Annotated in this window: 12 protein-coding genes and 1 pseudogene; 2 read left to right on the top strand and 11 right to left on the bottom strand. The window is 62.1% G+C overall.

The features are described from left to right. Positions 1-128 precede the first annotated feature (128 nt). Positions 129-1,577, top strand: coding sequence for a mechanosensitive ion channel domain-containing protein (locus tag AC07OG_RS11265; RefSeq protein WP_495067052.1), 1,449 nt, complete (start codon positions 129-131; stop codon positions 1,575-1,577). 179 nt (positions 1,578-1,756) lie between these two features. Here AC07OG_RS11265 and AC07OG_RS11260 read toward each other — a convergent pair whose 3' ends face one another. From AC07OG_RS11260 to AC07OG_RS11245, 4 genes are all read right to left on the bottom strand, one after another. Beyond that, positions 1,757-3,349, bottom strand: a complete 1,593-nt coding sequence (locus AC07OG_RS11260) for a DHA2 family efflux MFS transporter permease subunit (protein ID WP_495067051.1) — start codon at positions 3,347-3,349, stop codon at positions 1,757-1,759. Further along, positions 3,346-4,467 carry an HlyD family secretion protein gene (locus AC07OG_RS11255; protein WP_495067050.1) on the bottom strand — a complete coding sequence of 374 codons (1,122 nt, stop codon included), beginning with the start codon at positions 4,465-4,467 and terminating at the stop codon, positions 3,346-3,348. Before AC07OG_RS11255 ends, AC07OG_RS11260 begins: the two co-directional genes overlap by 4 nt. Positions 4,468-4,649: 182 nt before the next feature. Continuing rightward, a complete protein-coding gene (locus AC07OG_RS11250) occupies positions 4,650-5,831 on the bottom strand; it encodes an acetyl-CoA C-acyltransferase family protein (protein ID WP_495067049.1) in 1,182 nt (393 codons plus the stop codon). Beyond that, entirely contained in the window at positions 5,828-6,610 is a 783-nt protein-coding gene (locus AC07OG_RS11245; protein WP_218424552.1) for an enoyl-CoA hydratase-related protein, read from the bottom strand. The genes AC07OG_RS11250 and AC07OG_RS11245 overlap by 4 nt, the downstream gene beginning before the upstream one ends. Positions 6,611-6,896: 286 nt before the next feature. On the opposite strand from AC07OG_RS11245, the pseudogene AC07OG_RS11240 reads away from it, so the two are divergent. Next, positions 6,897-7,139: pseudogene (locus tag AC07OG_RS11240) on the top strand (helix-turn-helix domain-containing protein); the annotation flags it as partial. 246 nt (positions 7,140-7,385) lie between these two features. Here the strand turns inward: AC07OG_RS11240 and paaZ are convergent. The 7 genes from paaZ to paaB all read right to left on the bottom strand — a co-directional run bounded on the left by paaZ (position 7,386) and on the right by paaB (position 14,441). Beyond that, positions 7,386-9,455 (bottom strand): phenylacetic acid degradation bifunctional protein PaaZ, encoded by a 2,070-nt coding sequence (paaZ, locus tag AC07OG_RS11235; protein ID WP_495067048.1) that lies wholly within the window; start codon positions 9,453-9,455, stop codon positions 7,386-7,388. A 171-nt stretch (positions 9,456-9,626) separates the two neighbouring features. Beyond that, the gene (locus tag AC07OG_RS11230) at positions 9,627-11,273 is read right to left on the bottom strand and encodes a cation acetate symporter (RefSeq protein ID WP_495067047.1); all 1,647 of its coding nucleotides are present in this window, start codon (positions 11,271-11,273) and stop codon (positions 9,627-9,629) included. Continuing rightward, a complete protein-coding gene (locus tag AC07OG_RS11225) occupies positions 11,270-11,578 on the bottom strand; it encodes a DUF485 domain-containing protein (protein ID WP_060539883.1) in 309 nt (102 codons plus the stop codon). The genes AC07OG_RS11230 and AC07OG_RS11225 overlap by 4 nt, the downstream gene beginning before the upstream one ends. A gap of 181 nt (positions 11,579-11,759) precedes the next feature. Then, positions 11,760-12,836 carry a 1,2-phenylacetyl-CoA epoxidase subunit PaaE gene (gene paaE, locus AC07OG_RS11220; protein ID WP_060539882.1) on the bottom strand — a complete coding sequence of 359 codons (1,077 nt, stop codon included), beginning with the start codon at positions 12,834-12,836 and terminating at the stop codon, positions 11,760-11,762. A gap of 33 nt (positions 12,837-12,869) precedes the next feature. After that, entirely contained in the window at positions 12,870-13,403 is a 534-nt protein-coding gene (gene paaD, locus AC07OG_RS11215) for a 1,2-phenylacetyl-CoA epoxidase subunit PaaD (protein WP_495067046.1), read from the bottom strand. Continuing rightward, the gene (paaC, locus tag AC07OG_RS11210) at positions 13,390-14,151 is read right to left on the bottom strand and encodes a 1,2-phenylacetyl-CoA epoxidase subunit PaaC (protein WP_495067045.1); all 762 of its coding nucleotides are present in this window, start codon (positions 14,149-14,151) and stop codon (positions 13,390-13,392) included. Before paaC ends, paaD begins: the two co-directional genes overlap by 14 nt. Before the next feature lie 8 nt (positions 14,152-14,159). Beyond that, a complete protein-coding gene (paaB, locus tag AC07OG_RS11205) occupies positions 14,160-14,441 on the bottom strand; it encodes a 1,2-phenylacetyl-CoA epoxidase subunit PaaB (protein ID WP_007943393.1) in 282 nt (93 codons plus the stop codon). Positions 14,442-14,469 lie beyond the last annotated feature (28 nt).

Genomic DNA, 14,469 nt, shown 5'->3' with positions numbered 1-14,469 from the left:
AAACCTGCTGGCTGACCCGTCCCCCTGTAGGAGCTCATGGTGTTTTGCAGGCAGTATTCATCCAGCGAAATCAATTGCTCCTACACTATGGCCAATCATCGCGGTATTGGCCTTGCTGGAGTTGCTTGATGCTGTCACTGCTTACCGAACACCCGCTGGTCTGCGCCATGACGTTGATCGTCATCGATCTGGGCTTGTGGCGCTTGCTCAGTTCCATGGGCAGCGCCTGGCGACTGCTCGTACGGGTGGTGATTTTCGCCCTGTTCAGCGTGCTGCTGTTCAATGAAGGTCTCAATCCACTGGAACCCGCGCCCTGGCCCGATAACGTGCCCCTGCACCTGGCGGCCACTGGCTTGCAGATCGCTTGGTGGCTGTTTGCTGCGCGAACCCTGACGGTGTTGATTGGCGCGGGCATGATGCAACGGGTAGGGCACACCGGGCGGCTGCTGCAGGATCTGCTCGGGGCAGTGATCTTCCTGATTGCGGTCATCGCGGCCCTGGCCTACGTGCTCGAGCTGCCGGTCAAAGGCGTGCTGGCGACCTCCGGTGCCTTGGCGATCATCGTCGGCCTGGCTTTGCAAAGCACCCTCAGCGACGTGTTCTCCGGGATAGTCCTCAACACCACCAAACCCTATCAACTCGATGACTGGATCTCCATAGACGGCACTGAAGGCCGGGTCACCGATATCGACTGGCGCGCCACGCGCCTGCAAACCGCCAAGGGCAGCATGGCGGTGATCCCCAACTCCCTGGCGGCCAAGGCCAAGATCATCAACTTCAGCAGGCCGAGCAATATGTTCGGCGTTTCCATTTCCCTGGTACTTAGCCCCCATGCACGGCCCAATACAGTGATCGACGCCCTGGAGCGGGCCATGCAGGGCTGTCGCTTTCTGCTCAACGAGCCGGCACCGAGTGTGGCACTGAAAAGCTCCGGCAGTACCGGGGTCGAGTATGAAATCAGCGGCTTCGTCGCGTCGATGAGCGAGAAACGTTCGGTGCGTAACCAACTGTTCGATCTGGCCTATCGGCACTTGCAGGCTTGTGGGGTCAGTTTGTTGTCCAGCGAGGAATTCGCTCCTTCGGCCGGGCTGTCACGGCAACGGGCGCTGCTCGACAGTTCGCCGATTTTCTCCACCTTGCGTCAGGAGGAGAAAGACACTTTCAGCCAGAACATGACCCTGCAAGCCTTTCGCGCCGGGGAGACGATTCTGCAGGCGGGGGAGGTCAGCGATCATTTGTTCATCATTGAATCCGGGGTGGTCACAGTGACGCTGACCCGCCAGGGTGTGCCGTTGGAATCCGGTCGCATGGGCCCGGGGGAGGTGATCGGCGAGGCCGGCATCCTGTCCGATTCCGCGCTGCCCGCCACCTTTACCGCAAAAACCGCCTGCGCCCTGTACCGCATCGAGAAGCAATACCTCAAACCGTGCCTGGACGCCCGGCACGAGATCAATGATGCGATGAAAGCCTTGCTGGATTACCGGTTGCACAAGGCGCAATCGCTGACCCAGGATGTGCCGGTTGTGGCGCAGAAACGGGGGTTTTTGCAGTGGTTGCGTGATCGCAGTCATGTTTAGCCCAAAAAACGCGTTGTCAGGACCCAGTGGCGTCCTCGACTTCTGAAAGATTGGCTATTTGTGCTGAGCACCAGGGGGACTGACTTGGTGCCACACCCACTTCCGCCGACGCCATCAAGATGGGTGAAACCCCACGCCGGCTGTTCGGTGTCAGTGCCAGGCGCGCAAAAGTCTGAGCCTCAATGCCCATCGGCACTGGGCGCGGCCGGCGGTTGCACCTTGCGCATTAGGGGCACCATCGCCGTGGCGATGATGAAGCAGACCATGATCATCAGAAACGCGTCGCCATAGGTTTGCGTCTGGGCTTCGCGGTAGGTCAAAAGCCATAACTGGTGCAGGCTGGCGGTGACTGCGGCGTCACCGCTCTGGCCGAGGGCGGCGAAGTTGTTGCCGACCTGGGACAGCCATTGATTCAGCGCTTCGTTAGTGCTGTTGAGGTTCTCCGCCAACCGGGTGAAGTGCAGGTTGGTGCGATCGTTGAGGATGGTCGCGCACGCGGCAATGCCGATGGCCCCGCCCAGGTTGCGCATCAGGTTGAACAACCCCGAAGCATGTTTGAGCCGCGCCGGTGCCAACCCCCCGAGGGTCAAGGTTACGGCCGGCGGTACCGCCAGTTGCTGGGCAATCCCGCGCAAGGCTTGGGGCAGCATCAACTCCCTGGCCCCCCAGTCATGGGTGATCGGGCTGAAATCCCACATCGACAGCGCGAACAGGCCAAGGCCCGTCATCATGATCCAGCGCAGGTCGACGCGGTTGGCCAGAAAGGCATACAGAGGAATGGCCAGGATCTGGAACACCCCGGTGGAGAAAACTGCCAGGCCAATGTCCAGCGCACCGTAGCCGCGCACCCGCCCGAGAAACAGCGGCGTCAGGTAAATGGTGGCGAACAGGCCGATTCCGGTGACGAATGAAAAGAAGCAGCCGAGGGCGAAGTTGCGGTCCTTCAAGGCGCGCAAATCGACGATCGGGTTGGCCACGTGCAAGGTCCGGCCGATGAACGCCAGCCCGGCCAACCCGCTGACCCATGCCGTGGTCAGGATCGTGTGGTCGCTGAACCAGTTCCAGCGCGGTCCTTCCTCCAGGGTGTACTCCAGGCAGCCGAGGAACAGCGCCAGAAACACCATGCTCAGGTAATCCGCGCCTTTGAGCAGCGACAATTCAGGCTGGTCGATTTTCACCAGCATCGGCACCGCTACGGCTACGAATACACCGGGCACCAGATTGATATAGAACAACCAGTGCCAGGACGAAATATCGGTGATCCAGCCACCGATCACCGGGCCCAGGGTCGGCGCCAGCGATGCCACCGCGCCGATGGTTGCGGCAGCGATCACCCGTTGCTTGCCCGTGAAGAAAACGAAGGCCGTGGTGAACACCAGAGGGATCATCGAACCGCCGAGAAAGCCTTGCAGGGCACGGAAAGCGATCATGCTCTGGATGTTCCAGGCCGCGCCGCAGAGCAGGCTGGTGAGGGTGAACCCCACGGCCGACGCGCAAAACAGCCAGCGTGTGGAAAACACCCGCGACAACCAGCCGGACAACGGGATCACGATGATTTCGGCGATCAGGTAGCTGGTCTGTATCCACGCGGTTTCGTCAGTTCCGGCGGACAGCCCGCCGCCGATGTCCCGCAGCGAGGCCGAGACAATCTGGATATCCAGCAGGGCAATGAACATGCCGACGCACATGCTGGCGAAGGCGAAGACTTTGGTCGCCGTCGCCATGCTTGCGGCATTGAACGGTTGCGCGGGCGCGGCGAGGGCGCGGCTCATGGTGCGCTGGCCACGGCGGGTGCTTCAGGTTCCTTGCGCGTGTCGACTTCAGCGGTCACCGACAGACCGGGACGCAGGTGGCCGAGCAGGCTGTCGGCCGGGTCGAGGTGGATGCGTACCGGTACCCGCTGGACGATTTTGGTGAAGTTGCCGGTGGCGTTTTCCGGTGGCAACACACTGAACTGCGAACCGCTGGCCGGCGCGAGGCTGTCCAGGTACCCGTGGAATGCCTGGCCCGAGAGCACATCGGCATGAATCACCACTCGCTGCCCCGGGAGCATACGCGCCAGTTGGTCTTCCTTGAAGTTGGCATCGACCCACAGCCCGCTGGAGGGTACTACTGAGAGTAACTGCGAACCCGCCTGTGCATAGGCCCCGACCTGGGCCCGGCGATTGCCGATCACGCCGTCGACCGGAGCGCGCAGCTCGGTGTAGCCGACATTCAATTGCGCCAGGTCGCGTTCGGCCCTGGCCTGGATCAACGCGGCGCGGGCCTGCTGTTTCTGGGTGGCAATCACGTTCAACTGGCGCTGCGCCGCTAGCAGCTCTGCCTGGGCGCGGTTGCTTTGCGCCTGGGCGGTCTTGAAGGTGGCATTGGCCCGTTGCGCGCTTTCTACCGAGACGGCACTGGTGCTGACCAGTTTTTTATAGCGCGCATCGTCGTCCCGGGAGCGGGCGGTTTCCGCACCGGCAGCATCGATGCCGGCGTGGGCCTGGGCGATGACCGCCTGTTGCAGTTGTTCGGTGGCGTCGAGGTTGGCCAGCAAGGCCTCTTGCGCGGCGACCGCGCCTTCGGCCTTGGCCAGGTGGGCGCGGTAGTCGCGCGAATCGAGACGAATCAACAAGTCGCCAGCCTTGACCTGCTGGTTGTCGGTCACCAGCACTTCGTCGATGTAGCCTGCCACCTTCGGTCCTATCACCGTCACATTGGCGCCGATGTAGGCGTCGTCGGTTTCCTCGATGAAGCGCCCGGCGGTCCACCAGTGCGTTGCGAACAGTCCAGCCAGCACCAGCGCCGCGATGCTCAGTGTCGACAGGAGCAGGCGCTTGAGCAGGCGAGGTTTAACGGTGTGCACCGGGACAGCCAGGTCGGGCGCAACGGTGGGCATGCTGGTCATGGAAAAATACCTGTCGGAAGCGGCTTTTGATTACGATCGTAATATGATGCGTGTAATATTTTATCGCAAGCGGTTTTTGTGGCCGGTCGTCAGGTGATGTGTGCGGTAGGAAGGAATTGAATGCACAGAAAAAACAAAGGCCGGTGATCTCACGATCGCCGGCCTTTTTGTGTGGCTGTTATTTAGGCGCGTTCGAAAATCGCCGCAATCCCCTGACCACCACCGATGCACATGGTCACCAGCGCATAACGGCCGTTGACGCGGTGCAGTTCATGGATGGCCTTGGTGGCGATGATCGCGCCGGTCGCGCCAACCGGGTGACCCAGGGCGATACCCGAACCGTTCGGGTTGACCTTGGCTGGGTCGAGGTCCAGTTCCTGGCTGACGGCACAGGCTTGGGCGGCGAAGGCGATGTTGGCTTCGATTACGTCCAGGTCGGCAACGGTCAGGCCGGCACGCTTGAGTGCCAGGCGGGTGGCCGGGATCGGGCCCAGGCCCATCAGTTCCGGCTCGACACCGGCGTGGGCGTAGCTGACCAGACGGGCCAGAGGGCGCAGGTTGCTGCCCTGAACCGCAGCACCGGTGGCCATGACCAGCGCAGCGGCGCCGTCGTTGAGGCCCGAAGCGTTACCGGCGGTGACCGAGCCGTCTTTCTTGAACGCCGGCTTCATGGCTGCCAGCTGTTCCATGGTCGTGGCACGTGGATGCTCGTCGAGGGTGAACAGTTTGGTTTCTTTGCGATCACGGATTTCCACGCCAGCGATCTGCTCGCTGAAGTAGCCGTTGGCAATGGCGTGGGCTGCACGCTTCTGGTCTTCCAGGGCCAGGGCGTCCTGCATTTCGCGGGTGATGCCGTTGCGCGCGGCAACGTTTTCCGCGGTGATGCCCATGTGGATGCCGTGGAACGGGTCATGCAGGATGCCGAGCATGTAGTCGATCGCTTGCACGTTACCCATGCGCGAACCCCAACGGGCGGTAGGCATCAGGTACGGGCCGCGGCTCATGGATTCGGCGCCGGCACCGATGGCGATGTCGGCATCGCCGAGCATCAGCGTCTGTGCAGCATTGATGATGGCTTGCAGGCCCGAACCGCACAGGCGGTTGACGTTGTAGGCCGGGGTTTCTTTCGGGATGCCGGCATTGATCGCGGCAACGCGGGAGATGTAGGCGTCGCGGGTGTCGGTCGGGATCACGTTGCCCATCACCAGATGGCCAACCTGGGCCGGATCGACGCCGGCCCGTTGCAGGGCGGCTTTCACGGCGGTGGTCGCGAGGTCGGCCGGCGGCACGTCCTTGAGTGAACCACCGAAGGTACCAATGGCGGTGCGGGCGGCGCTGACGACGTAGATTTCGGGGGTGTTCATGGCTGGGTTCCTTTCGGTGAATGCTTTTCGGTACTGCGATTGAGCAGGGCGTTCAAGGCGGTTTTCGCCTCGTCGCTGTTAAGTCGCTGGATGAACAGCAGGTTTTCTTCGCGCAAAGTGGCTTCAAGTTCTGCCAGGCTGGCCTGTTTCATCAGTTGCCGGGATTGGCGCAAGGCCTCCTGCGGCAATGCGAGAAAGCGCTGGGCGATCTTTGTCGCCGCCGCCAGGCATTGGGCGCCGTCAGCGAAGGCTTCGTTGGCCAGGCCCCAGGCGACGGCCTCGCTCCCATCCAGGCTGTCGCCCAGCAGGAGCAAGCGCGCGGCGCGGGCGTGGCCGAGGCGGCGTGGCAACAACAGGCTGGCGCCGAACTCGGGGCACAGGCCCAGATTGACAAACGGCATGCGCAGCTTGGCATTGCGCGTGACCAATACCTGATCGCAATGCAGCAGCAAGGTGGTGCCAATGCCGATGGCCGCCCCGCATACCGCCGCAATCAACGGCTTTTGCAGGCGGGTCACGACCTTCATCAGGCGGAATGCCGGGCTGTCCAGATGCGTCGGTGGGTGCTGTAGAAAGTCCACCAGATCATTGCCGCTGGTGAAGCAGGTCGGGCCGCCGGTCAGGATGATGACGCCAGTCTGCTCGTCTTCGTCGGCGGCCAGCAAGAGGTCGGCCAGTTGCGTGTACAGGCTGTTGTTCAGTGCGTTGAGCTTGTCGGGACGGTCAAGTGTCAGCGTCAGTACGCCTTCACGTTGTTCGCGTTTGATCAAGTCAGTCATCACTTGTACCTGGGGTGGTCGGTTCAGGGTGCCACTTTAAGCGCCGGACACCCCCTGATCCATGGCAAAACGGGTCAACTGCGCTGCTGTTTTTTGCCATGCCTGCGAGCGAAAAGCGGTACACACCCATTCGGGGTATGGTGCGGCCTGGTGAATCGTCCGATAGTAAAGGCATCCGCGCATCCAGAGCCGAACTCGCTTGATACGGTGCATTTGCTATGGGCAAGACACTGCTTAAGGTGATTTCCAGTCTGTGAGGGTGTGCATCCTCGAAGTGGCGGCCGACGATGACCTCAAGCAGCGGGTGCAGTCGGCCTTCGAGCAATTGGGCTGTGATGTGCTCATCGAGCGCGAGCGGGAAGTAGCGCAGATGGTCTTGCGCGGACACTCGGTGAAGTCCACGGCCAGCCAGATGAACATCTCCCCGGAAACCGTGCGCATGTACCGCAAGAACCTGTACCGGAAACTGGAGGTGGGTTCGCAGTCGAAGTTGTTTGCGTTGTCTATCGAGTGCTTGCGCAGGCACTGACCTCTGTAGGAGCGAGCATGCTCGCGAAAAACCGGAGATCGCCACGGGGTGTCAGGCAGCCAGTGCCATCGTTCATGACCATCGTCGGAACGCCGCCCGGAGCATGCTCGCTCCTACAGGTCTCGTGTACAGCAGGGCGCACGCGGACTTTTAGGAGCTGGCTTGTCGGCGATGGCGGTGGGTCAGTCGGCATCATCTTTGCCGGTTGATCGCCATCGCCAGCAAGCCGGCTCCTAAGGGACGTAGTCAGTCTTCGCGTTTTACGACCAGGGTCAGAATGTCGTAGCTCGCCACCAGCTCACCCAGCTGGTTGGTCACTTCCACATCCCACGCCACCACCCCTTGCGGGATGCCTTGCGGGCTCTTCTTGCCCTGGTCGATCTTGCGCTTGCAGGTCAGGCGCGCCTGGATGGTGTCGCCGATGCCCACCGGGTTGATGAAGCGCAGGGTATCGAGGCCGTAGTTGGCCAGCACCGGGCCGACGCCAGGGGATACGAACAGACCGGCCGCTGCCGACAGCACGAAGTAGCCGTGGGCGATGCGCTTGCCGAACTGCGATTCCTTGGCGGCGATGTCGTCGAAGTGCATGTAGAAGTGATCACCCGACAGGCAGCCGAAGTTCACCAGATCGGCCTCGGTGACGGTGCGACGGTGAGTCAGCAGCGACTCGCCGATCTGCAGGTCCTGGAAGTAGCGACGGAACGGATGCACCTCGGTCTCGATAACCTTGGCACCACGCACGTACTCGCCGGTAACCGCCGCCAGCATAGTCGGCGAACCTTGCACTGCCGCGCGTTGCAGGTAGTGTTTCACGGCACGCAGACCGCCGAGTTCTTCACCGCCGCCGGCACGACCCGGACCGCCGTGCTTGAGTTGCGGCAGCGGCGAGCCGTGGCCGGTGGATTCGCCAGCGGATTCACGGTCCAGCACCAACAAACGACCATGCAACGCAGCCGCCACCGGAATGGCTTTGGCGGCGATTTGCGGATCTTTGGTGATCAAACTGGCCACCAGGCTGCCTTTGCCGCGTGCCGCCAGAGCCAGCGCTTCATCGAGGTCGTCGTAAGCCATCAACGTGCTGACCGGACCGAACGCTTCGATATCGTGGGCGCCGCCTTCGGCATGCGGGTCGCGGGCCTGCAACAGGGTAGGGGCGAAGAACGCGCCGTTGTCGACGTTGACACCACGCGGCTCGAAACCGTCGCGAGCGCCAAACAGCATGTCGCTGCTCTGCAACAGGCTTTCCAGGCGCTCGGCCACGTCTTTTTGCTGGTCGTGGGAAGCCAGTGCACCCATGCGCACGCCTTCCACTGACGGATCGCCAACCACCACTTTGGCCAGGCGATCACGCAGGCGCGTGGCCACGGCATCGATGTGTTTGGCCGGCACGATGGCGCGGCGGATGGCGGTGCATTTCTGCCCGGCCTTGGTGGTCATCTCCCGGGCGACTTCCTTGATGAACAGCTCGAACTCTTCATCATCCGGAGTGACGTCCGGGGCGAGGATCGCGCAGTTCAGCGAGTCGGCTTCGGCATTGAACGGCACCGAGTTGCGAATCAGGTTCGGGTTGACCCGCAGCTTGGCCGCAGTGTCGGCGGAACCGGTGAAGGTCACCACGTCCTGGCCTTGCAGGCGGTCGAGCAAATCACCTGTGCCGCCGATGATCAATTGCAGGCTACCCGCTGGGAGCAGGCCGGATTCGTCCATCATGCGTACCACGGCTTCGGTCAGATAGCTGGTGGCGCTGGCTGGTTTGACAATGCATGGCATGCCGGCGAGGAAGCTCGGGGCGAACTTTTCCAGCATGCCCCAGATCGGGAAATTGAACGCATTGATGTGCACCGCCAGGCCACCGCGAGGCACCAGGATGTGGGTGCCGGCGAACGTACCCATTTTGCTCAGCTGCATGGCCGGGCCTTCGTGGACGACGTTGCCCGACGGCAGTTCACGGGAGCCGAGGCTGGCGTAGGTGAACAGCGTGCTGTTGCCGCCTTCGATGTCGATCCAGCTGTCGGCACGGGTGGCGCCACTGTGGTGGGAAATCGCGTAGAGCTGTTCCTTGCGCTCGCTCAGGTACAGGGCCAGAGCCTTGAGACGTTGAGCGCGTTGCTGGAAATCCAGAGCCATCAAGCCACTGATGCCCTGGCGACGGCCGTGCTCGATGGCTTCGGCGAAGTCCGGACGCTCCTCATGAGTACGGGCGATTTCATGGCCGTCGATGGCGCTGCGCAGTACTTGAGCGCCATGTTGGCCGATCCAGCGACCGGCGATGAAACTTTGCAGGGTGGGGGCATGCAGTGCAGGTGAAGAGGACATCACGATTGCTCCTGGTAGTGAAAGATGTGGGCGCGGCCGCAACCGCGCCTTTGCAGGATTACCAAAGCGCCAGGGTGTAACCGACGATCAATCGGTTCTCATCAATGGCGGTATTCAAATCTTTGCGTGCGGGTCTCATTATTTTTTCCCTGCCCACTGAGCGCTCTTCATTTAGTGTTTGCTGGCACCGGAGGCGCCAATGCCGGTCATCGAGCGGATGAACTGCGCCAGATAACGGCCACGCTCAAGGGCTGCACGGGGGGAGGTGTCGGTAACGGAAAACAGCCAGGCGCTGAAGAACGCCAGACTCATGGAAAACAGCGCAGGGTTGGAGTACGGGAAGATCGCCTTGTCGTGATGCATCACGTTGACCCACACCGCAGGGCTCAGGACCAGCAGGACAATCGCCGAGACCAGTCCCATCAGGCTGCCGGTGACCGCGCCGCGGGTGGTCAGGCCTTTCCAGTACATCGAAAGGAACAGCACCGGGAAATTCACCGAGGCGGCGATGGCCAGCACCAGGCCGGACAGGAAGGCAATGTTCTGCGACTCGAACAGCAGGCCGAGGATGATCGCCAGCACGCCGATGCACAGGGTGGCGATTCGCGACACGCGCATTTCCTGTTGCTCGCTGGCCTTACCCTTGCGCATCACGCAGGCATACAAGTCATGGGATACCGCCGAGGCGCCGGACAGCGCGAGCCCGGCGACCACTGCCAGAATGGTGGCGAAGGCGACTGCGGAAATGAACCCCAGGAACAGATTGCCGCCCACCGCGTGGGCCAGGTGCACGGCGACCATGTTACCGCCGCCGATGATTGCGCCGCTGGCGTCACGGAACGCCGGATCGGTACCGACCATGACGATTGCGCCGAAGCCGACGATGATCAGCAGCAAGTAGAAGTAGCCAATGAAACCGGTGGCGTAGAACACGCTTTTACGCGCTTCCTTGGCATCGCTGACGGTGAAGAAACGCATCAGGATGTGCGGCAGGCCGGCAGTGCCGAACATCATGCCCAGCCCCAGGGAGATCGCGTCGATCGGGTTGGAGAGCAAGCCGCCAGGCGCCATGATCGCGTTGCCCTTGGCATGCACGGCGGTGGCGCCGGCAAACATCGCCTCGGTGCTGAAACCGAAATGCTTGAGTACCATGAACGCCATGAAAGTGGTGCCGAACAACAGCATCACCGCCTTGATGATCTGCACCCAAGTGGTGGCGAGCATGCCGCCGAAGGTCACGTAGAACACCATCAACACGCCGACCAACATGACTGCGTAGAGGTAGTCGATGCCGAACAGCAACTCGATCAGCTTGCCGGCGCCGACCATCTGCGCCACCAGGTACATCAGGGCCACGGTCAGGGTGCCGAACGCCGAAGTCAGGCGCACCGGCGTTTGCTCAAGGCGATAGGAGACGACATCTGCGAAGGTGTATTTGCCCAGGTTGCGCAGGCGTTCGGCAATCAAGAACAGAATGATCGGCCAGCCGGCCAATACGCCCAGCGCGTAGAGCAAGCCGTCATAGCCATTGAGGAACATCATCGCGGAGATGCCGAGGAACGAGGCTGCCGAAATCATGTCGCCGGCAATCGCCAGGCCGTTCTGAAAGCCGGTCATGCCACCGCCGGCGGTGTAGAAGTCGGCGGTGGAACGGGTGCGAAGTGCCGCCCAGCGCGTCACGCCGAGGGTGAACAGCACGAACACCAGGAACATGCCGATGGCATTCCAGTTCAGTGGGCGAGTGGCGCCGTCGGCGGCCATCGCAACATCAGTGACAGTCGCCAGCGGCAGCAGGAGCAACGCGAGAAGGCGGCTCATCGGGCGCACTCCTGCTTGAGTTTTTCATTGAGCGGGTCGATCACGTTGTTGGCGCGATAGACATAGAAACCGGTCAAGGCAAAGGCCAGCACCACGATCACGACGCCCACCAGCATGCCCACGGTGGTCACGCCACCGCTCAGGGATTGGCCCAGGGTAGAAGGGGAGAAAGCCACCAGCAGCACGAAGCCGTAATAGATCACCAGCATGGCCAGGCTCAAGGACCAGTACAGCTTTTGTTTGCGCCGCACCAACTGGATGAAATCCGGGTGCTGGCGGATGAGTTCTATGTCTTGGGGTGTCATGACGCGCTCTCCTTTGTTGTTTTTGTTTTGGGTGAAACAGTTTCGGGTTGGAACCGGATCAATGTGGGAGCGGGCTTGCTCGCGAAGAGGCCGTCACATTCAACATGGATGGCGCCTGATATTCCGTCTTCGCGAGCAAGCCCGCTCCCACAGGGTTTGTGTTATCCGACAAAACAGGGCATCAGAGTTGGTCGAAATCCAGCACGACCTTGTCGCTGATCGGGAACGCCTGGCACGACAGCACGTAACCGGCGGCCACTTCGTAGTCTTCCAGGGCGTGGTTGCTGTCCATTTCCACCTCGCCTTCGATGACCTTGCACTTGCAGGTCGAGCACACGCCGGCCTTGCACGAATAGGGCAGTTCCGCGCCTTGCTCGTTACCGGCGTCGAGGATGCTCTGGCTGTTGCGTGGCAGGTCGAAGGCCAGGGCACGGCCGTCGCTGATCACGGTGATCTGGCTGACTGCCGCATCCACCTGTCGCGCGGCTTCACGGGCGGCACGTTTGTGCTCGCTGCCGGCGGCAGCGAACAGTTCGAAATGAATGCGCTCGGGCTGCATGCCCTTGGCCTTGAGGCTGTCGCGCACGGTTTCGGTCATTTCCTGTGGGCCGCAGATGAAGGCGGCGTCGAGCGTTTTGACGTCGAGCCAGCGGCTGAACAGTTGCTCGCATTTCTCGGCGTTGATCCGGCCGTTGTACAGGTCGACATCCTGCTGTTCGCGGCTGAACACGAAGATCAGGTTCAGGCGTTGCAGGTAGCGGTTTTTCAGGTCTTCGAGCTGTTCGCGAAACAGCGCGCCGGAGCTGGAACGGTTGCCGTACAGCAGGGTGACGCGGCTGTGGGGCTCGGTTTGCAACGTGGTCTTGATGATCGACAGAATCGGCGTGATGCCGCTGCCTGCCGCGACCGCAAGGTAATTGCCGTGGCGCGCCGGGTCGAGTTCGACGCAAAAATGTCCCGCCGGCGGCATCACTTCCAGGCTATGCCCGGCTTGCAGTTGCTCGTTGGCAAAGGCAGAGAAACGCCCGCCCGCCACACGCTTGATGGCAACGCGCAGTTCACCGTCGTTGACGCCGGTGCAGATCGAATAGGAGCGGCGCACTTCTTCGCCGTCCAACTGGGTGCGCATCACCAGGTGCTGGCCCTGGGTGAAGTGGAAACTGTCCTGCAAGTGCTGCGGAATCTCGAAGGCGATGGATACCGCGTCACGGGTCTCGGCACGCACGTCCTTGATGGTCAGGCTGTGAAATTTACTCATTGTTGTTCTCCAGCTGGGACGGCCGATCGCCGCTCAGATGCACTTGAAATAGTCGAACGGTTCCCGGCACTCGATGCAGCGATACAGCGCCTTGCACGCGGTGGAACCAAACTCGCTGAGCACTTCGGTGTGGGCGCTGCCGCATTGCGGGCAGACGACCACCGGGCTCTCGCCGAGCAGGCTGCGCTTGCTGGTACTGCCTTCGGGTGGCGCGATGCCGTAAGCGCGCAGGCGTTCGCGGCCGATGTCGCTGATCCAGTCGGTGGTCCAGGCCGGGGTCAATTTGCGCTCGAGTTGCGGCGACTTGAATCCGGCGAGTTCCAGGGCTTGGCGGATGTCGCTCTCGATCACCTCGGTGGCCGGGCAGCCGGAGTAGGTCGGCGTGACCACCACGTGAAGGTGACCGGCCTGCCAGTCGAGATCGCGAACGATGCCCAGGTCAACGACGCTGACCACTGGCACTTCCGGGTCCATGACCTCGGACAGGATCGCCCACGCGGCAGCCAGGTCGGTCGGTTGAGCCGGCCGGGCGCCGAGGTCGCTGGCGATCAGATCACCAGGTTGCATCGGGGTACGCTCGGGGCAGGAACTGCATTTCCGCCAGCAGGATGCCCAGGTGTTCGGTGTGCAGGCCCTTGCGTGCATTCAGGTAGAAATAGCTTGGCGCAGCGGGCACGGGCAGGGTGGCGCTGGTGAAAATCCCGTTGACCCTGGCTTGCCACTGGGCGGCGACGCTGGAGATGTCCGGCGTGATACCGGCGTCGTATAGGCGTTGTTCGCTGTCGTCGGCGGCGATCAGCTCGACAGTGAAGCGCCAGACTTCGGGGATCGCCGCGAGCATGCGCTGGTGGCTTTCCTCGGTGCCGTCACCCATGCGCTCGATCCATTCGCCGGAACGACGCAGGTGATAGGTCACTTCCTTCACCGCCTTGGCGGCGATGCCGGCAATGCGTTCGTCGCTGGACTGGCTCAGGCCCTGCAGCACCGGCAGATGCCAGGCGTCATAGAGAAACTGCTTGAGCATGGTCACCGCGAAGTCGCCGTTGGGTTGCTCCACCAGCAGCAGGTTGCGATAGGCGCGCTCGTCACGGCGAAACGCCAGGTGATCGGCGTCGCGGCCGTCATCCAGCAGTTCGGCTGCGTAGTCCAGCCAGTTGCGTGCCTGACCCACCAGGTCGAGGCCGACGTTCATCAGCGCCAGCTCTTCTTCCAGGGCTGGTGCCTTGCCGCACCATTGGCACAGGCGCTGGCCCTGGATCAGGGCGCTGTCGCCGAGGCGCAGCAGGTATTCGATCAGATCGGTCTTGTTGTTCATGGTTGACCTCACATGTGCCCGACTTCGGCCGGCAGCTCGTAGAAGCTGGCGTGGCGGTAAACCTTGTCGTCCGATGGGTCGAACAGCGGGTCTTTTTCATCGGGGGAGGAGGCGGTGATCAGGGCCGAAGGCACCACCCACAGGCTCACGCCTTCGCTGCGACGGGTGTAGAGCTCGCGCGCATTCTCGATGGCCATGGTGGTGTCGGCGGCATGTACGCTGCCGACGTGCTTGTGGTTGAGGCCGTGCTTGCTGCGCACGAAGACTTCGAAGAGGGTCCATTCGGACATGGCGGTGTCTCCAGATCAGGTGGCCGAA

It is taken from the genome of Pseudomonas sp. GW821-FHT09H03 (genome assembly GCF_059415945.1).
The sequence above is the reverse complement of the archived record's forward strand: the minus strand, read 5'-3'. Positions and strand labels throughout refer to the sequence as shown.